The sequence below is a fragment of the Peptoclostridium acidaminophilum DSM 3953 genome (assembly GCF_000597865.1).
In the GTDB taxonomy this organism is placed as follows: Bacteria; Bacillota; Clostridia; order Peptostreptococcales; family Peptostreptococcaceae; genus Peptoclostridium_A; species Peptoclostridium_A acidaminophilum.
Genome location: NZ_CP007453.1, coordinates 615,609 through 635,687, shown reverse-complemented (window position 1 = coordinate 635,687; position 20,079 = coordinate 615,609). Strand labels below are relative to the sequence as shown.

At 45.4% G+C, this 20,079-nt stretch carries 16 protein-coding genes; 15 read left to right on the top strand and 1 reads right to left on the bottom strand.

Annotated features, from left to right (window positions below; translation table 11 throughout):
- Positions 1 to 47 precede the first annotated feature (47 nt).
- The 3 genes from EAL2_RS13925 (at position 48) to EAL2_RS13915 (ending at position 3,146) form a co-directional block, all read left to right on the top strand.
- Positions 48 to 755 carry a PleD family two-component system response regulator gene (locus tag EAL2_RS13925; RefSeq protein WP_025436967.1) on the top strand — a complete coding sequence of 236 codons (708 nt, stop codon included), beginning with the start codon at positions 48 to 50 and terminating at the stop codon, positions 753 to 755.
- Positions 756 to 994: 239 nt separating this feature from the next.
- Positions 995 to 2,488, top strand: a complete 1,494-nt coding sequence (locus tag EAL2_RS13920) for a DUF1538 domain-containing protein (RefSeq protein WP_025436966.1) — start codon at positions 995 to 997, stop codon at positions 2,486 to 2,488.
- Complete coding sequence (locus EAL2_RS13915; protein ID WP_025436965.1) at positions 2,478 to 3,146, top strand: P-II family nitrogen regulator; 669 nt, start codon at positions 2,478 to 2,480, stop codon at positions 3,144 to 3,146. The genes EAL2_RS13920 and EAL2_RS13915 overlap by 11 nt, the downstream gene beginning before the upstream one ends.
- 306 nt (positions 3,147 to 3,452) lie before the next feature.
- Here EAL2_RS13915 and EAL2_RS13910 read toward each other — a convergent pair whose 3' ends face one another.
- A complete protein-coding gene (locus EAL2_RS13910) occupies positions 3,453 to 5,009 on the bottom strand; it encodes a ClC family H(+)/Cl(-) exchange transporter (protein WP_025436964.1) in 1,557 nt (518 codons plus the stop codon).
- Positions 5,010 to 5,192: 183 nt separating this feature from the next.
- Between EAL2_RS13910 and EAL2_RS13905 the strand changes: the two genes are divergently transcribed.
- From EAL2_RS13905 to EAL2_RS13850, 12 genes are all read left to right on the top strand, one after another.
- Complete coding sequence (locus EAL2_RS13905) at positions 5,193 to 7,325, top strand: amino acid permease (RefSeq protein WP_025436963.1); 2,133 nt, start codon at positions 5,193 to 5,195, stop codon at positions 7,323 to 7,325.
- 89 nt (positions 7,326 to 7,414) lie between these two features.
- Positions 7,415 to 8,440 (top strand): 3-deoxy-7-phosphoheptulonate synthase, encoded by a 1,026-nt coding sequence (locus EAL2_RS13900; RefSeq protein WP_025436962.1) that lies wholly within the window; start codon positions 7,415 to 7,417, stop codon positions 8,438 to 8,440.
- A 133-nt stretch (positions 8,441 to 8,573) separates the two neighbouring features.
- Positions 8,574 to 9,518: a tryptophan-rich sensory protein gene (locus EAL2_RS13895; RefSeq protein WP_025436961.1), complete on the top strand. Its 945-nt coding sequence runs from the start codon at positions 8,574 to 8,576 to the stop codon at positions 9,516 to 9,518.
- A 118-nt stretch (positions 9,519 to 9,636) separates the two neighbouring features.
- Positions 9,637 to 10,803 carry an ATP-grasp domain-containing protein gene (locus EAL2_RS13890; RefSeq protein ID WP_025436960.1) on the top strand — a complete coding sequence of 389 codons (1,167 nt, stop codon included), beginning with the start codon at positions 9,637 to 9,639 and terminating at the stop codon, positions 10,801 to 10,803.
- A 46-nt stretch (positions 10,804 to 10,849) separates the two neighbouring features.
- Entirely contained in the window at positions 10,850 to 11,602 is a 753-nt protein-coding gene (locus EAL2_RS13885) for an esterase family protein (protein WP_025436959.1), read from the top strand.
- Positions 11,603 to 11,656: 54 nt separating this feature from the next.
- On the top strand, positions 11,657 to 12,682 hold the full coding sequence (locus tag EAL2_RS13880) for a 3-deoxy-7-phosphoheptulonate synthase (protein ID WP_025436958.1): 1,026 nt from the start codon (positions 11,657 to 11,659) through the stop codon (positions 12,680 to 12,682).
- Between the two features lie 66 nt (positions 12,683 to 12,748).
- A complete protein-coding gene (locus tag EAL2_RS13875; protein ID WP_025436957.1) occupies positions 12,749 to 13,738 on the top strand; it encodes a DUF697 domain-containing protein in 990 nt (329 codons plus the stop codon).
- Between the two features lie 42 nt (positions 13,739 to 13,780).
- Positions 13,781 to 14,614 (top strand): hypothetical protein, encoded by an 834-nt coding sequence (locus EAL2_RS13870; protein ID WP_025436956.1) that lies wholly within the window; start codon positions 13,781 to 13,783, stop codon positions 14,612 to 14,614.
- A gap of 58 nt (positions 14,615 to 14,672) precedes the next feature.
- Positions 14,673 to 15,674 carry an ADP-ribosylglycohydrolase family protein gene (locus EAL2_RS13865; protein ID WP_025436955.1) on the top strand — a complete coding sequence of 334 codons (1,002 nt, stop codon included), beginning with the start codon at positions 14,673 to 14,675 and terminating at the stop codon, positions 15,672 to 15,674.
- 43 nt (positions 15,675 to 15,717) lie between these two features.
- Complete coding sequence (locus EAL2_RS13860; protein ID WP_025436954.1) at positions 15,718 to 16,161, top strand: HutP family protein; 444 nt, start codon at positions 15,718 to 15,720, stop codon at positions 16,159 to 16,161.
- Between the two features lie 292 nt (positions 16,162 to 16,453).
- A complete protein-coding gene (hutH, locus tag EAL2_RS13855) occupies positions 16,454 to 17,977 on the top strand; it encodes a histidine ammonia-lyase (RefSeq protein WP_025436953.1) in 1,524 nt (507 codons plus the stop codon).
- A gap of 47 nt (positions 17,978 to 18,024) precedes the next feature.
- A complete protein-coding gene (locus EAL2_RS13850; RefSeq protein WP_025436952.1) occupies positions 18,025 to 20,046 on the top strand; it encodes a urocanate hydratase in 2,022 nt (673 codons plus the stop codon).
- Positions 20,047 to 20,079: the final 33 nt, after the last annotated feature.

Sequence of the window (20,079 nt, the reverse complement as noted above, 5' to 3'; positions counted from 1 at the left end):
TTCAAGGTATTGAAGTATTGAAATCAGGCATAGGATGGTGGCATATAGTGAGAATTCTTATGGTAAACAACCAGATATTTTCATTTGAAGATATGGGTGGGTTTTTAAAGGAAAACAAAATTGAGGGTTCGGTGGTATGCTGTGTTCCGGGGGCTCTTGCCCTGGACATTGCCGCAAAGTGCGACGTTGACATGTCTATATTATATGTTAATAAGAACAATATCCATGAGGCTGCAGAATTTCTCAAGGATATCAAGGAAGCAAATCCGGAGTTGTACAACATGGCTATGGTCCAGCCTGAGAATTTCGGCTCATTGGGTGAAGACCTTGAAAATCTGATTGATGATTATATAGCAGTTCCAATAGATCCGAATGAGCTTAGCCTTAGGCTCCGCAAGGTCAAACGCTTAGGAGAGCGTACAAACGAGGATGTAAAGCCTCTGCTGCTACAGGAGGAGCTAGATGAGATATTGCAAGGCAAGCAGGTCCAGAAGGAGTCTGCTTGCACAGCATCAGAAGCGACAGCGCTGGACCAAGCCTTATTCGAGAATGAAGAGACTGCCGAGCTGACGCCTGATTCGATAGATGCCGGTTTGCTTGATTTGAGAGCATCCTGCAAGGCAGGAAATACGGCAAGAGAAAAGAATTTGAACAGGTACCTGCTCATAGGCGCAGGAGTGGTTTTGATTACTTTAATGGCGTTTTTGTTCTCGCAGGGAAAACTAACCGGACTCATTTCAGCCATATTTGGCTAAAAATATCGCATTGCTCTTTAAAAAAATTAAAAGGGGGACACCTATTCTGAATTTACGGGTAGGTGTTTTTTGTTTTTTTGAACAATTGAAGTATGCGGTGCCGGATAAAATTCTGTAAAACACATGAAGAATGGGTAGAATTAAAAAAGATAAGCAGATAGTATGATACCTACTCTTATTTGGCGTGAATAATATCAGTTCGGAAAAGACCAATTTGAAAATGAAAGGAGTGAGGCCTTTTGACCATATTACTCTCTAAACTTAAAGAGGTACTGTATGCTGTATTGCCAATAACATTTATTGTGCTTATATTGAATTTTACATTGACTCCGCTTTCCGGAACACTGGTTGCAAGATTCGCAATAGGGGTCATATTGATCATTGCGGGGCTTTCAGTTTTCCTTTTCGGAGTGGATATAGGCATCACTCCGATAGGCAACTCCATGGGCTCGACTGTAGCCAGGACAAACAAGATATGGATAGTAGTAACGGTAGGGTTAATACTCGGTTTTTTCATATCGATTGCTGAGCCTGACTTGTATATCCTCGCAGGGGAAGTGGAATCAGTAACTTCGGGAGTTATTACCAAGCTGAGCATTGTTGCTACCGTGTCCATAGGGATTGCCGTGATGCTTTCCTCGGGGCTGGCAAGGATAGTATACAACATTCCCTTGAATATATTATTGACCGTGCTGTATTCCATAATATTCTTTTTTTCAATATTTACATCAAGAGAGTTTCTTGCGATATCGTTTGACGCATCAGGGGCGACTACCGGAGCGCTGACGGTTCCGTTCATTCTGGCGCTTGCGGCAGGGGTTTCGGAGCTCAAAAAAGACCGCGAAGCTTCAGAGGATGACAGTTTCGGACTAGTGGCCATAGCATCAACTGGCGCAATCATAGCAGTAATGATAATGAGCATTATTTGGAAAGCAGAGGAATTGACTGGCAGCATTGAATATGATGAAGCTCTATCAGGATCGATCATAAGCCCTTTTATTAACGAAATCCCCATAATAGCCGGAGAAATACTGCTGGCACTTCTTCCCATACTTCTGATTTTTCTATTGCTCCAGAAAATTTCATTCAAGATGTCAAAAAAAATTCTGCGAAAAATACTTACAGGGTTATTATTCACATTTGTAGGGCTGATTCTTTTTTTAACGGGAGTAAATGCCGGGTTCATGGAAGTAGGAAGGGTTTTAGGATATGCAGTGGCGTCACTTGACAACAAGACATATGTCGTCGCTATCGGATTCCTACTGGGACTTGTGACAATATTGGCCGAGCCGGCTGTCCACGTGCTTATGAATCAGATAGAGGACGTTACAAGCGGTTATGTAAAGAAAAAAGCAGTCATGCTCTCTCTTTCAATAGGCGTGGGTTTTGCTGTCGCACTGTCAATGCTGAGGATACTCGTACCTGAAATCCAATTATGGCATTACCTGTTGCCCGGATATTTGGTGGCTATAGCAATGACTTATTTTGTTCCAAAGCTGTTCGTTGGCATAGCATTCGACTCGGGCGGCGTAGCCTCCGGTCCTATGACAGCAACCTTCATTTTGGCGTTCGCTCACGGCGTTGCTGAAGCTACGGAAGGGGCTAATGTACTTGTAGACGGCTTCGGCATGATTTCAATGGTAGCTTTAACGCCGTTAATTGCCATACAGATTCTGGGTCTTATTTTCAAAATAAAATCTAAAAAAGGAGGAATCGATAATAATGTTGAATAACTCTGAAATTGAAAGCTTGGAGCTGGTTTGCGTTATAGTCAACTGTGGAAAGGGAAGCAAAGTCATGCATAAAGCCAAGCGCTGCGGCATCAGGGGAGGAACAGTCTTCCTTGGCAGGGGCACAGCTGATGACGCCATTTCAAATTTTCTCGAGCTAAACGATATAAGAAAAGAAATCGTGCTGCTCGTTTCAAATAAAAAGACTGCTGAATGCGCCATTGAAGCGCTCGAGAGGGAGTTTGAGTTCGAAAAGCCAAATCACGGAATTGTATTCACCACAGCTGTCAGCAACATAATAGGAGCCAGAGGGTATGAGAGCGAGGACACAAAATGGGAAAGAGGTGTGGTAAATAAAATGTATGAATCAATCACCGTAATAGTAGACAAGGGAAAGGCAGAGCAGGTTATTGACGCGGCTTTAAAAGCGGGCTCTGAGGGAGGCACCATAATCAATGCGAGAGGCTCGGGAATACATGAAACCAGCAAGATATTCGCCATGGAAATTGAGCCGGAGAAAGAAATTGTGCTGATTCTGTCAAAAAAGGAAAAGACCGAAAAAATTGTCTCATCAATTAGAGAACAGCTCAAAATGGATGAACCGGGAAACGGGATTATATTCATTCAGGATGTGAAAAGAGTTTATGGACTCTATGAGTAAAGGCGAATTGCTGTACAGCTCAGGTCGCCTTTATTGGTTCTGCTAGTTACTATGATTAAAACATAAGCCTTATTTGTAAAAAAACCACTCAATGTTTGTATTCTAGCTGTTTTTATGAAATGGCAAAATGTTAAATCCAAGTAATAAAAAGCCTGGAAAGCTCATATTTAAAAGCTTTCCAGGCAAGCAACCAATAAAACAATATATCTTTTTTGAGAAATCATACACATAATTATTGACAGACTCTAAGCCTAAATTATTAATTCGGAAGTGTTTATTTTTTACAGCTGCATATTGTTGTTTTCATTAAGAGGTAGAATTCAGTTTTTCCAGTTTTTCTCTTGTTCTCCACTCGCTATTGATATCAGTTAATACTAGAATGTAATCTCCTGTCTTGAGTACCGTATCACCCTTGGGCAGTATTTCCATTTCGCCGCGTCGGATGCTTACAAGAAGGCATTTGCGAGGCCAGTTAATTTCCTTGACCAGCATGTCTTCCAGCTGTGATCCATGCTGTACAACTATTTCAACCATTATCTTTTTGCTGTGCTCCTCATCTGCATCCTGGATATCGTACTCTACAAGCTGCTTTTCAAGAAGAGCCTCATATATAGGAGGGCTTTTGAGCAAATCAGCCACAACATAGGCTGTCAAAGCCACTATCGACAGCGATAGGAGGTGATTAAAAGAACCCGTCATTTCCATTATAAGCACAATACCCGTGATGGGAGCCCTGACAATTGCAGTGAAGTATCCTGCCATGGCTAATATCACAAAGTTAAAAAACAAAGCTTCATCGTATCCGAAAAAATTGATGGCCACTCCCGCGAAAATAGCTCCTATTGTTCCGCCCAATACAAGTAATGGGAAGAATATGCCGCCTGGAGCACCTGAGGCAAAACTAAACATGGAAAACACGAATTTAACTACAAAGAGAAGAGTCAGGAAGCTTATCCCTTTTGCAAGATTGAGCTCTCCTATCACATGGTGGCCGCCTCCGAGGACAACAGGAAATACTATTCCCACAACGCCTGCCAAGAGAAATGTTATGATTATTTTTGTTCTTGAGCTAACATGATGGATGCTTTTATAAAGCTTTTGTGTTTTTAAGAGTGCATAGTTGTAAAAAGCACCCATAAATCCGAGTACAGTTCCTAAAAGAATAAGTGTGCCATAGTTTGATAGCGGCACGCTGCCCGCTATTTCAAAATTGAAAACAGGACCAATGCCAAAAGCATTTTTGGAAATAAAATCTGCCACAACGGCCGCTGACATGGTTGACAGCAGTATCAAGGGTGAAAAGTATTTGAAAATCTCCTCCAGTGCAAATATCACACCTGCTAGAGGCGCGTTAAATGCTGCAGCCAAACCGGCGCTTGCTCCGCTCGCCATTAATATTTTTCGTTCCATACGGCTTTTACCTATTTTGTTGCCTATTCCCTCAGCTACGCATGCGCCCAGCTGAATGGAGGGACCTTCCCGGCCTAAAGATAGCCCCACTGCAATGGCCATTGCCCCACCTGCAAATTTGCTGCATAGCGTGTGCAGCCAGTTCTGTTTGAAGTACCCCATCAATAATCCTTTTAGTTGCGGTATTCCGCTTCCGCTTATCATCTTGTTTTTAGAAACCAGAAAATGTACAAAGTATCCTGCAATGCTGAGCCCTATTATTGCAACAGGCAAAAATGTCATATGCCCTCTTAAAAATCCATACATCCAGAATGCAAACTGCTCAGCATATGTAAGAACTATTCTGTATAATACAACCACAATCCCGGCCACCAGGCCCACCGCCAGACTCTGCATAAGTATAGTCAGCTTTCTGGAGTCATGGGATGTGAGTATTTTGTAATTTTTTTTCATCAGCATCACCCTGCAATCATATTTATTCTATATGTAACCATATTCATTATAACCATAGTTGTCATAAAATTTGAACCCCTTGGAGAAATATATTAGAAGTGCTGTAATTAGGGTAAAAAAACAAATATGCAGTGATTCCACAATGGGGAATCAATTGAGTTATAGAAGAAGAGGGGGTAGAATATGAAAAATAATACTGTTAACAATAAAACACAAGCTAAAGGCCTAAAAACGCTCGAAGGAGTTTATGTTCCCACCCTGCTTACGATTCTAGGCGTTATCATGTATCTGCGGCTCGGTTGGATTGTGGGGAACGTAGGCCTTTGGGGAACCCTTCTGATTATAGCCCTGGCTCATGTCATAACCTTTTCGACGTCGCTTTCTATGTCCTCCATGCTTACGAATATAAAGATAGGAGCCGGAGGAGCATACGCCATAATTACACGCTCACTTGGAATGGAAATGGGCGGAGCAATCGGTATACCGCTTTATCTTTCACAGGCCATCTCGGTTGCCTTCTATATAGCGGGCTTTAGCGAGGTGTGGGTCACCTTTTTTCCTGAGCACCCGATGTACATTGTTGGTATAGCGACATGGGCTGTTCTGACAGCACTTTCTATAGCCAGCGCACGCCTGGCGTTCAGGGTGCAGTATTTCATACTTGGAGCCGTGGCGCTTTCGATAGTTTCCTTTCTTACAGGTCCAAGTCTTAATCCGGGACCCATGGTGCTAACTGGGACTATGGAAGACGCTAGCTTCTGGGCGACCTTCGCCATTTTTTTCCCTGCTGTTACGGGCATACTTACAGGCGCGACGATGTCAGGTGATTTGGAGGATCCGCGCAGGAGCATCATACAGGGAACTCTGGCAGCCGTAATCACAGGGCTCGTTGCATATGTGCTGCTAGCAGTCTGGTTCGCACGCCAGGCGCCCGGGGAGCTGCTCCTGGCTGACACGCTGATAATACTAAAGCTTGCCCGTGTCAAGGTGCTCATTGTTGCCGGAATAATGGGAGCTGTTCTATCATCGGCGCTTTCGACTCTGGTGAGCGCGCCGCGAACGCTTGCGGCCCTGGCTGAAAACAGAATAATTCCGCTGTCGAGAATATTCTCAAAGAAAAACAGCAAGGGAGAGCCTATCAACGCTATTGTCTTTTCATCTGTAATATCACTCGGGGTTATACTTATGGGAAGTCTTGACAGCCTGGCTCAGCTGCTTACAATGTTCTTTATGACAACCTACCTTATGATCAATCTTGTTGTGCTCATTGAGCAGGGGACGGGAATAATAAGCTTTAGGCCTACAATGGCTATGTCCATATTCGTGCCAATTATAGGAACTATAGGCTGCCTGCTCGTAATGCTTCTGATAAACCCTATGTTTACCGGAGTTACGCTGGCAATAGTTACAGGGATATACTCACTCCTTAAGCGGAAGAACCTTACATCGCCGTGGGGAGACGTGAGGGGCAGCATATTTGTGGCAATAACCGAGTGGGCGGCGCAGAAGATAATGAGAACGCCATACCATCCTAGGCTATGGAAGCCTGCTGTGGCAGTTCCTGTGGAGTCTCCGGAGGATTTCAGGCGGATATCGCGCTTCATAAGGAACCTGCTGTACAGCTCAGGCCGCCTTTACTATATGACCGTATATCCGGAAGCAAAAATGGATGAAAAGCGCAGGCAGCAGATAGACGAGGCACTCGAACCCCTGAGGGAAGAGGGGCTGTTTGTGCAGAAGATACTTGTAAGGTCAAACGAATTCAGGACGATGCTTGTCCAAGCACTTCAGTGCCTTGAAAACAACTTCCTTCCGCCTAATGCAGTTCTCTTGACAGTAAGCGAAGATGCAGAAAAAAGAGTCAGGATGAAGGAGCTGCTGGAGGCCCTGCGGCAGATAAAGATTTCTGTAATGTGCCTATGGCTGCATCCAAAGTACAATCTGGGCTCGGAGCGGATTATCAACATCTGGCTAAGGGACAGAAGCCCCAATAATGACCTGGCTGTGCTCAGCGCCATAAAAATGGTCGGCAATCTCGGAGCGGAGCTGAGGCTTTGCAGGGTTGTAGGCCACAAGAGCCATATTGAAAAAGCTGAAGAAGAGCTAGCCAAATTCATAGAGGAAGCCAGGCTTCCGGGAAACACACAAATCAAGGTTTTTACGGGAGACTTCTACCGCCATATAGAGGAGGAGAGAGCAGACCTTAGCATTGTGGGCATGCCAACTAAATACGAGCATATGATCCGCATGATAGACTTGGCGCCCGGTAGCCTGCTGTTTGTAGCTTCGGGAGGCCTGGAGAGTCTTCTGGCGTAGCTGCAATGGCATTAGGATAAAAATATATATTTTACAGAATTTTCTGAATGAATTATAATGAATAAAACAGACAAAATGGGGGTTAATAAATGAGCTTCAAGTATATTGCAAAAGTACCGACTGCGGATGAGATAAAGGCATTGATACCGCTTGAGAGCAAACTTGCTCAGCTGAAGGCCAAAAGGGATACTCAGATAAAGCAGATATTCACAGGGGAAAGTGACAAGTTCCTACTAGTAATAGGACCATGCTCCGCGGATCTTGACGATACTGTGTGCGAGTACGTGTCAAGGCTTGCAGAGGTTCAGGAAAAGGTAAAGGACAAGATTGTAATAGTGCCGAGGATATATACAAACAAGCCAAGGACTACTGGAGAGGGCTACAAGGGAATGATGCACCAGCCTAATCTCAACGAGGAGCCGAACGTCATTGAGGGAATAAAGGCGATAAGAAATCTGCATATAAGAGTTATAAGGGAAACCGGCCTTCCGGGTGCGGACGAGATGCTTTACCCAAACAACTACCCGTACGTTTGCGACCTTCTAAGCTACGTAGCAGTAGGAGCGCGCTCAGTGGAAAACCAGCAGCACAGACTTACAGCGAGCGGATTCGATATCCCGGCTGGTATGAAGAATCCGACAAGCGGGGACATAAGCGTAATGCTCAATTCCATACAGGCTACCCAGATGCCTCACAGATTCATATACGACCAGCATGAGGTTGAGACCTCCGGTAATCCATTAGCACACGCAATACTAAGAGGAGCTGTCAATCAGTACGGCAAGAACATTCCAAACTACCACTACGAAGACCTTCATCACTTGGCGGAGGACTATGCCAAGAGAGCACTGCTTAACCCTGCGCTAGTTATAGATACGAGCCACGCCAACTCCATGAAGAGATATGAGGAGCAGCCGAGGATAGCAATGGAAGTGCTATGGAGCAAAATGCATTCACCTACTCTCAACAAGCTTATAAAAGGACTCATGGTAGAGAGCTATCTCCATGACGGAAGACAGGACGACCTGACAGTTCCGGGGAAATCAATAACAGACGCATGCATAGGCTGGAAAAAATCAGAAAAACTTATATATGATATAGCTGAAATGCTCTAGAAAAAAAGAGAGTCTCTGCCACGTTAAAACGGCGGGGACTTTTTGCTTGTGCAAATATATATTATAAAATGCAGCCAAATGGGTAATATATGAACAATATATTATGCAGCTTTGCACAGAGGAGGAGAATTTCATGCACTATAGAAACTCATCAGTTATAAAAATCACTACGGCAGCCACGTTTCTTATTATGATAGCTGTAAATGCCATGGCCAACATACTCCCAATCAACGGAGTCAACACCGGAGAGGTATCGGACTCTTACCAGAATCTTTTCGCGCCGGCGGGCCTCACATTCTCTATCTGGGGGCTCATATACCTGCTGCTTGCGGGATATACACTCTATCATGTCGGGCTGTTTCGAGGCGGAGAAAGCGCAGAAAGCAGGGAACTCTTGCGTAAAACTGGAATTCTGTTCTCGGTCTCTTCGCTGGTAAATGCGGCATGGATTTTCTCATGGCATTATGATCTAATACCGCTCTCGATGCTTCTCATGGTAGCGCTGCTAGCCTGCCTTATGATTATCAACCACATCATAGGGAACGCCAGTCTTTCAACTCGTGAGAAGTTCCTTGTCAGGCTGCCCTTCAGCGTGTACTTTGGCTGGATTACCGTGGCCACAATAGCCAACGCCACGGTGCTCCTTGTAAGCCTTGAGTGGAACCGCTTTGGCCTGATGGAGCAGACCTGGGCAATAATCATAATAGCAGTCGGCATGCTCATTGGAGCCGTAACTGCAATAAGGAACAGCGACATAGCTTACGGGCTTGTGATAATCTGGGCGTACATTGGCATATACATTAAGCACACTTCGGAAAGCGGCTTTTCAGGCCAGTATCCTGCTGTAATATACACGGTCGTTGCCTGTATTGCCATGCTTGTGGTTGCACAGGTGTATATCCTGTTTTCGGGTAAGCGAAATTATAGAAACAGGAAGGTCAGCAGTTTAAACTTCTATTCTTCGCCGGGAGGCATGCGCACCCCAAACAGGCCGAAATCTAAAAAGCCATTTCTTTACTGGACACTCATTGTGGCTGCGGCCATCGCGACATACATAATATACGGCCTTGGGAGATAGATCCAGGCGGCGTGTCCACATATAAAAATTTATAGTATGAGCTAAATGGGTAGAAATAAGGATAAGAAGCATATTCAGCATTAAGCGGAATATGTTCATACTATCGAGGGGGATTTTCATGAATTACGTTTTTGTTTCACCAAGCTTTCCGTCCAACTTCAAATACTTCGCGATGCGCCTTCATGACGAAGGCGTAAACGTGCTTGGGATAGGGTCAGACCATTATGACAGCATAGACCCGGAGCTCAAAGGGGCGATGACTGAATATTACAGGGTGGACAAAATGGAGGACTACGACCAGATGCTCAGGGCCTGTGCATATTTCACTCACAGGCATGGCAAGATAGACCGCATAGAGTCGCACAACGAATACTGGCTGGAGCAGGACGCTAAGCTCAGGACAGATTTCAACGTTTTTGGATTCAAGACGGCCGACATGGAAAACATAAAGTTCAAGTCGAGGATGAAAGAGGCGTTCAAGAAGGCAGGCGTGCCTGTGGCAAGGGGCAAGGTAGTAAAAAGTATGGAAGCGGCCATGGCGCTCATAGCCGAGGTAGGCTACCCTGTGTGCGCAAAGCCGGACAACGGTGTAGGCGCCGCCAACACCTACAAGCTGAGAAGCGACGAGGACCTTGCGCATTTCTTTGAAACAAAGCCAAGCACCGAATACATCATGGAGGAGTTCATAGAGGGTGAAATCCACACCTTCGACGGGCTGGTAGACCGGGAGGGCGAGCCGGTGTTCATGTCGTCCTTTGTATTCGACAAAGGTGTAATGGAGACTGTAAACGAGGACCTGGACATGTTCTATTACAGCCAGAGGGAGATACCAGAAGACCTCAAGGCGTACGGGCTTTCCGCACTCAAGGCCTTCGGGCTGAGGGAGAGGTTTTTCCACATAGAGTTCTTCAGGCAAAAGGACGGCAGGCTTGTCGGGCTCGAGATCAATGTGAGACCTCCGGGAGGCCTTTCAATGGACATGTTCAACTTTGCAAGCGACTCAGACCTCTACAGGCAGTATGCAAGACTAGTAGCAGGAAAGGAACTCGAAATGAATACTCAAAGAGCCTACTACTGCGCATATGTCGGTATCAAGGAGCGCAGTAATATCCTTCACAGTCATTCAGTCGAGGAGTCACTTAATGCATACGGAAACATTACAGTGCACCACGGATCCATAGCGTCTATATTTGCCGCCGCCATAGGCGACTACGCATTTATACTGCGCTCACCGGAGCTGGAACCTCTCAAGGAGGCGGCACGCTTTATAATGCAACGCGATTAGTATTGACAACACATATAAACATATATAAAAAGGGGGAGTCACACTGATGCATGTTGAATACCACGAATTTTACAGCTTCAAGCTGAACCGCATGATGGAGTTCAAAAGCTACGGCCACGCCGGAAAGCCAATGATAGTATTTCCGTCTTCAGGCGGGCGTTTTTTCGAATATGAAGACTTTGACATGATTGAAGCCTGCGCGCCCTTTATTGACAAGGGGCTTATTCGAGTCTATACGCCAGACAGCATAGACAATGAAACCTGGTTCAACGACGCGGCCTGGGCTGGTGACAGGGCAAGGAGGCATAACGCCTATGACTCGTATATAATCGAGGAGCTTGTGCCCTTCATAAGGGAGCATGCCGCTTACTCAGGCCCAATGATTGCGACGGGCTGCAGCATGGGCGCATACCACAGCGCCAACTTCTATTTCCGCCATCCTGACGTGTTCGACACAGTCATAGCGCTGAGCGGCATATACGACGCACGATATTTCGTCGGTGAAAGCCTGGGCGATACAGACGTCTATCTCAACTCGCCGGTGGACTATCTGTTTAACATGACAGACCACCGCTATCTAGAGGCCTATGGGCGAGGAAACATAATAATATGCACGGGGCAAGGCGACTGGGAGGAGGATTCAGTCAGGGACACAAGGGCACTGGAAGCTGTACTGAGTGCTAAGGGCATACCGGCATGGATAGACTACTGGGGACATGACGTCAACCATGACTGGCCATGGTGGCGTGTCCAGATGCCTTACTTCCTTGGCAAGCTCCACGAGCAGAGAAAGCTTTAACCGTTCAAGAACAGAACGACACTTACAAAAAACAGAAAAACAGGAGGACTTCAGATGAGCTTCAAATACATTGCAAAAATACCGACCGCGGACGAAATAAAGGCCATGATACCGCTTGAGAGCAAGCTGGCGCAGATAAAGGCTGGAAGGGACGCTAGGATAAAAAAGATATTCACAGGAGAAAGCGACAAGTTTCTGCTTGTAATAGGGCCCTGCTCTGCTGATGTCGATGACACCGTATGCGAATATGTTCTAAAGCTTGCTGAGATACAGGAGAAGGTTGCTGACAAGATTGTAATAGTGCCGAGGATATACACAAACAAGCCCAGGACGACAGGAGAGGGCTACAAGGGCATGATGCACCAGCCAGACCTCAGCGAGGAGCCTAACGTACTCGAGGGCATAAAAGCCATAAGAAAGCTCCATATAAGAATAATGAGTGAAACAGGACTTTCGGGTGCAGACGAGATGCTCTACCCCAACAATGATCCGTACGTATGCGACCTTCTAAGCTACGTAGCAGTAGGTGCGCGCTCGGTGGAGAATCAGCAGCACAGGATTACAGCGAGCGGACTTGATATACCGGTTGGAATGAAGAACCCGACAAGCGGAGACATTAGCGTAATGCTCAACTCCATACAGGCCACTCAAATGCCGCACAGATTCATATACGACCAGCACGAGGTTGAAACCTCGGGAAATCCGCTCTCCCACGCGATCCTAAGAGGAGCTGTCAACCAGTACGGCAAGAACATACCCAACTACCATTACGAGGACCTGCATCATCTGGCAGAGGACTATGCCAAGAGGGGACTTTTGAATCCAGCACTAGTTATCGACACTAACCATGCCAACTCGATGAAGAGGTACGAGGAGCAGCCGAGGATTGCAATGGAGGTGCTGTGGAGCAAAAAAAATTCACAGACATTAGGCAAGCTTATAAAGGGTCTTATGATTGAAAGCTATCTCCAGGACGGAAGACAGGACAGTCTCATAGTCCCAGGAAAATCAATAACCGACGCATGCATAGGCTGGAAGAAGACCGAAAAACTCATATACCAAATAGCCGAGATGCTCTAGAAAAACAACGGATTCGCTATATCGGGCGCAGCTGCAAAAAAATTAAGCTGGGTGGGATAGATACCTATGGAAAAAACAATGAAAAAAACTGTCGGATTTTTGTTATCAGGGATGCTGCTTCTTTTGCTTTTGATAATCGTCAATCAGATCACTCAAATTTCAATCGCATCAACGGCCCTGCATCCGACCTTTGGAAGAATAGTGACTATTTCGCTGTCGGCCGTATTTGCAGTGATATTTCTGGCGCCTGTTGTCGGCTTCATGAAGCTGAGGAAGCCTCTTGAGTTGCCTGATGAAACGGATGAAGCGGCGTGCAGTGAATATCTACAGAAGCTCAAGACAAGGCTTTCGGATAATAAGCACTTATCGGAGGCTGGCTACGTTTTCGACGAAAGCAAGGAGCTGAAGTTGCAGGTAGAAGGGGCTCTTGAAGTACTCGACAAGGAAACTGTTAAAGTAATGAACGAGGCCTCATCTCAGGTTTTTCTGACTACCGCGGTGTCGCAAAACGGAGTACTCGATGGTTTCTTTGTACTTGCAAGCCTTTCAAGAACGGTGTGGAGGATAAGCCACATATACAACCAAAGGCCGAATGCCAGGGAGATATATTATCTTTACGCAAATGTGGCTGCCACCGTGCTAATGGCCAGGGAGATAGAGGATCTTGCACTTCTTGACGAGCAGCTTGAACCCGTAATCAACTCCTTGATAGGCGGGACGCTGAGTACTATGGTGCCGGGGGCCACTGCTTTCGCAAACCTCGTGATCAATTCTGTGATACAGGGCTCGGCAAATGCATTTCTAACTCTTCGAGTGGGAGCGATGGCAAGGCGATATTCAGCCGCTGTCACAAAGGTGGACAAAAGAATGCTCAAAAGATCCGCAACTATTGAAGCTTGCTCACTTCTTAGAAGCATAGTGCAGCAAAACTCTGTGTCCATAGTGAAAGCCTTTGCAGTGGCATCCAAAAGAGCCACAATAGACAGAACGGTAGACAAATTCAAAGAAGGAGCCAGCAGGACCGAGAATTTCTGGAAGGACGTATTCAAAAAATGAAAAGAAAGTCATATAAAGCATTAAAGAAAGGAGATGGAAATCATGAAAAAATCATTCGTTATATTTCTTACGTTGCTTCTTGTAGCGTCGCTGGTTGCCTGCGGACCTTCAAAGGACACCGAAAGCGGCTCGTCAAGCCAAGGCTCCACTGAGCAAAGCGATTCATCGGAAACAGGCAGTGTCGGCAAAATAGACACCATAACGGAACTTTCCGATGCGCTGTCTGAGACTCAGAAGCAGACAGAGGATATCGTCAATAGCTATGAAGGCTTGGCAAGCATTGACCTGTTCACCCCACAGCTTAATCTCATAACAGGCGCTTTTTACGATTTGCTTAACATTGACAATAAGGATGGCCGTCATGAAGGCCAGCTGTTCATGTCAAATTATGACGGATTTATAGAGAAGAAGGGAAGCATTTCTAATTTCGGTTACGACAACATACTAGATAGGGATGGGTCCCTTGGGGACAAAAGAGGGGATCGCAGCGTTGAAAATGGAGTTTTCGATTCTCAAAAGCAATATTATAAATCCGAGCAATATCTAGAGAGGGAAGGCAGGAAAACCCGCACATCATATCATGAATTTCAGAGGCTGGCGGACGGGACCTTCCTGATACTCCATTCAACAGGCTATAATTTTGACAGCATGGGAAATCCAAAGAACTACAACAAAATCATATATCTCATAGTTGGAACGGACCGTTATGATTTTGCTGTGGCGGAAGCTGAAATCGGCGCCGATTTCAAACCTGTTTTGCTTTCAGACACGGGAGAGATGACGAAGGAGGAAGCAAGGGAGCGCTTTGAATCTTCAGGCTGGACAACTAAGGTGACGGGCGGAATAAAGGACGGTAAGATGGTGGAGGATCAGTAAATTTTGATCGCTCAAGGAGCAAATATCTATGCTTTGATTTGAGGGGGATAACAACAATATGTCTAAAAAAATAATCGACGGCATAATGGGAGTTTGCGTCGCAGATGCACTTGGACTTCCCGTGCAATTCATCGACAGAGAAACACTCAGTAAAAACCCAGTAGTCCGCATGATGGGCCATGGAACCTTTAACATGCCTGCAGGTACATGGTCTGACGATTCAAGCCTGACGCTCTGCCTTATGGACAGCCTCTCAAATGGGCTGGACTATGAGGACATAATGAAAAAATTCATAAAGTGGTACGACAAAGGGGACTACACGCCGTTTGGCAGAGCATTCGACATTGGAGGGACCACCAGCGACTCGATGGAGCGCTTTTTAAGAGGAAAGCCGCCGCTTGAATGCGGAGGCAAAGGGGAGCGCGACAACGGAAACGGCTCGCTCATGAGAATACTGCCGATACTCTTCCATCTGGACTCTATATACGGGGACAAGCTCAGCGAAACAAGCGAGGCCTACGATATAATCCATAGCGTATCCTCGTTGACGCATGCGCACAAGAGGAGCCAGATGGCCTGCGGGATATACATCTCGATAGCCTCATTGATACTGCGCGGAGCAGACCTGGAAGAGGCAGTGAGGCAGGGAATAGACAAGGCGATGGAATACTATAGGAGCCTTCCTGAATACAACTCGGAGCTATCGCATTATGAACGGATAGAGGAGGATGGCTTTGCCCAGCTGGATGAAAGTCAGATCAGAAGCAGCGGCTACGTGGTGTATACGCTCGAGGCTGCAATATGGTGCCTGCTTAACACCAGAAGCTACAGGGACTGCATTCTCAAGGCGGTCAATCTTGGGGAAGACACTGACACAGTGGGAGCAGTAGCAGGAGGCCTCGCAGGACTCTATTACGGATGCGACAACATACCTAAGGAGTGGCTGGCAACAATAGCCAGAAGGGAATTCATAGAAGAGTTGTGCAGCAAGCTGGAACAGCATAAACTTGACATCAGTGACACCAGTCGATATATTGACAATAAGAATAAAATATGTTAAATTAAATGTTAATAGTTAATTCTCAACTCTTGGAGGTAATGACTTGTTTGAAACTTTAAGCATTGGTAAAACGGCGTTATTATTATGCATATCATCAGAAAGTGAGGAAGAAGTTATTAGAGAAACTTCCATTCTGAATGGTTGCAAAGTGCTTAAAGGCCGAGTGGGTTCTATGGATTCTGCAAAAATATTCGCAGCAATAGAAACCGCGGCAAAAAAAGAAGGTCTTATAAAAGACCTCTACAGAGAGGAACATTCACTTTATCATACTGTTTTAGAAGCCTATTCGGGTGTATGCCGAGGGCAAGTAGGTTTGGGAGACATATTGCGTACAGCTGGATTGACATTCAGTGTTGTAAGAGGTCCGAGATTTCCGGGGGACGATACAGACGGTGAATGGATTGCAGTTGCTTTGTACGGCAATATAGGAGCTCCAATCAAGGGGTATGAGCATGAAGTGATGGGATTTGGGATTAATCCGATATAGTTTAAACAAAATCATAGCAGTTTTTATGATTTTCATATTATATAAATGTAATTTTGTATTTGACCCATAGCTATTAGACATTAGAGGGCAAAACTCAAAAGTTTTTGAGTTTTGCCCTTTTTTTGTACAGCAACAAAAACAGACCATCTGCCAGATGAATCCCAAATAGCTTAAGCCCAGGGTATTCAGCAGCGGATAAACACAGTTTAGGACATACTGCCTAGGAGTATAAGTATCATATGGTACTTATTTCTTGAGTAATGAAAATATAGAATTTGGAGGGGCGAAGAACATGAACACAATTGTTATTAACGGACAAGATTTGACATTAGAACAAGTCGTACAGGTAGCCAGGCAAAACTATAAGGTTAAATTAGATGATGAAGCGATAAAAAGAGTCAAGGCGTCAAGAGTAATAGTTGACGATATCGTTAAGGACAACAAAATAGTATACGGAATTACAACAGGCTTTGGCATATTCTCAAGCGTGAACATTTCAGCCGAAGACTGCAAAAAATTGCAAAGAAATCTGATCCTTTCACATGCCTGCGGCGCTGGAAACAATCTTCCCGCAGATGCGGTAAGGGCAATAATGCTGCTTAGAGCAAATGCGCTTTCAAAGGGATTTTCAGGCATAAGATTGGAAACTCTAGAGGCTCTCATTGAAATGCTAAACAAAGGCGTGCATCCAATCATACCTGAAAAAGGCTCGCTAGGCGCATCCGGCGATTTGTGTCCACTGGCACACATGGCGCTTCCTATTATAGGAGAGGGAATGGCTGAATTCGAGGGCAAAGTAATGTCTGGAGCTGAAGCCATGAAACTTGCGGGTATTCCAATCTTGGAGCTTGTAGAAAAAGAAGGCCTGGCCTTAATAAACGGAACACAGGTAATGACGGGAGTAGGAGCTCTCGCGGTATATGACAGCATAGAACTGATTAAGATAAGCGATATTGTATCGGCGCTTACCCTGGAAGCGTTGAGAGGAATAACGGATGCCTTTGACCCAAGAACGCACATTATCAGGCCTCATAAGGGTCAAATTGAAACAGCAGAAAACATTCTGAAGCTGGTAGAAGGCAGTACATTTGTCACTAGGCAAGGGGAACTGAGGGTTCAGGATGCCTATTCGTTAAGATGCATACCGCAGGTGCACGGTGCCAGCAAGGATGCCCTTAGATATGTGGAGGAAAAAATACTAATAGAAATAAATTCTGTTACTGATAACCCGATTGTTCTGGAAGACGGGGACATAATATCAGGAGGCAACTTCCACGGACAGCCTATGGCTTTGAGCTTTGACTTTTTAGGCATCGCAATAGCAGAGATTGCCAACATTTCCGAGAGAAGATTAGAGAGGCTAATCAACAATCAGCTCAATGACCTGCCTGCATTCCTAGTTAAAAAGGGAGGCCTCAATTCGGGCTTCATGATTACTCAATATGCAGCAGCTTCTCTTGTGTCGGAAAACAAGGTGCTGGCACATCCTGCTTCTGTAGATTCCATACCATCTTCTGCAAATCAGGAGGATCACGTAAGTATGGGAACAATTGCAGCCAGAAAGAGCAGAGAGATATTGGAAAACACAAAAAGAGTACTGACTACGGAGCTTATGGCAGCCTGCCAGGCAATCGATTTCAGAGAGGGTTTTGAACTGGGTAAGGGTACCGCAGCTGCCTACAAAATAGTAAGGGAAGTTGTGGATTTCATTGAAGAGGATAAGCTCATGTATGGCGATTTGAATAAAATCACCGAGCTTATTACCAGCTCAAAGCTTCTAAATGCTGTGGAAAAAGAAGTGGAGTTGAAATATTAAAGCATATTAGCAGTATTAAATAGAAAATGATACAGGAGGAATACAAAATGCTAACAAATAAAAACATTTCAGAGGCTATGACTATTAAACTTGACAATGAGCTTCCGGAAATGCCGGAGTTTGCGGCTGGTATCAGAAGGGCTCCTGACAGAGGGTTTACGCTTACAAAGGCACAGACGGAGGTAGCGCTTAAAAATGCCCTAAGGTATATTCCAGAGGAGCTTCATGAAAAGCTGGCGCCTGAATTTATGGAGGAGCTTAAAACCAGAGGAAGAATTTACGGATACCGCTTCAGGCCGAATAAAAGGATATACGGCAAGCCTATAGCTGAGTACAAGGGCAACTGTACTGACGCAAAAGCTTTTCAGGTCATGATAGACAACAATCTGGATTTTGAGGTTGCGCTTTACCCTTATGAGCTTGTAACCTACGGAGAAACAGGACAGGTGTTCCAGAACTGGATGCAGTACAGGCTTGTTATGAAGTATCTGGAGGTCATGACTGACCATCAGACTCTAGTTATTGAATCGGGACATCCCCTCGGGTTATTCAAATCCAAACCAGAGGCTCCGAGGGTTATAATCACAAACGCTTTGATGATAGGCCAGTTTGACAACCAAACTGACTGGCATTACGCAATGCAGATGGGCGTAGCCAACTATGGCCAGATGACAGCAGGAGGATGGATGTATATTGGGCCTCAGGGCATTGTCCATGGAACTTATAATACTATACTCAACGCGGGAAGACTTAAACTCGGCGTTGGAAATGACGAGGATTTAAAGGGTCACATGTTCGTATCCTCGGGACTTGGTGGAATGAGCGGTGCTCAGCCAAAGGCTTCCACAATAGCCGGCGCTGTAGGAATTATAGCGGAGGTCGACTACTCAAGGATTGAAACAAGACATAACCAGGGCTGGGTTGACCTGATATCCTCCGATTTGGATGAAATATTTGACGTGGCTGAAAAGCACATGGCTGAAAAGAAAGCAATATCCATAGCTTATCACGGAAACATTGTGGACCTGCTTGAGTATGCAGTCAAAAACAACAAGAAAATAGAGATGCTCTCAGACCAGACATCCTGCCACGCCGTATATGACGGCGGCTATTGCCCGCAGGGAATATCCTTCGACGAGAGGACAAGGCTTTTGAAGGAAGACAGAGAAACCTTCAATAAGCTTGTAGACAAGACCTTGAAGCGCCATTTTGAACTTATAGGAGCCCTTGTAGAAAAAGGAACATATTTCTTCGACTACGGCAACGCCTTCATGAAGGCAGTATTTGACGCCGGAGCGACTGAAATAGCTAAAAACGGCGTGGATGAAAAAGACGGATTCATATATCCTTCCTATGTTGAGGACATAATGGGACCGGAGCTGTTCGACTACGGCTATGGACCGTTCAGATGGGTCTGCCTGAGCGGCGACCATGAGGACTTAATCAAGACTGACCAGGCGGCTATGTCTTGCATCGATCCAAACAGGAGAGCCCAGGACAGGGACAACTATATGTGGATCAAGGATGCGGAAAAAAATAAACTGGTTGTTGGAACAGAGGCCAGAATACTGTATCAGGATGCCTATGGCAGAACGAACATAGCTCTCAAATTCAATGAGATGGTTAGAAACGGTGAAATCGGGCCTATAATGATAGGTAGAGACCACCATGATGTCAGCGGCACAGACTCGCCGTTTAGAGAAACCTCCAACATAAAGGACGGCAGCAATATAATGGCTGAAATGGCCGTGCAATGCTATGCGGGAAATGCAGCCAGGGGCATGAGTCTAATAGCTCTCCACAATGGCGGCGGCGTAGGCATAGGCAAATCAATCAACGGAGGCTTCGGGCTTGTTCTGGATGGAAGCAGCAGAATAGACGAAATCATAAAATCATCTATGCTTTGGGATGTTATGGGCGGCGTAGCAAGACGCGCATGGGCAAGGAATGAAAATTCCATAACTACCGGCATGGAATACAATAAAATAAATGAGGAAACAGACCACATCACATTACCGTTTATACCGGATGAAAAGCTTGTTAAGGATGTCATCGATAAAATGTTCTAGAGAAAATTGCAGCAAACAATATTATTGAAAGGT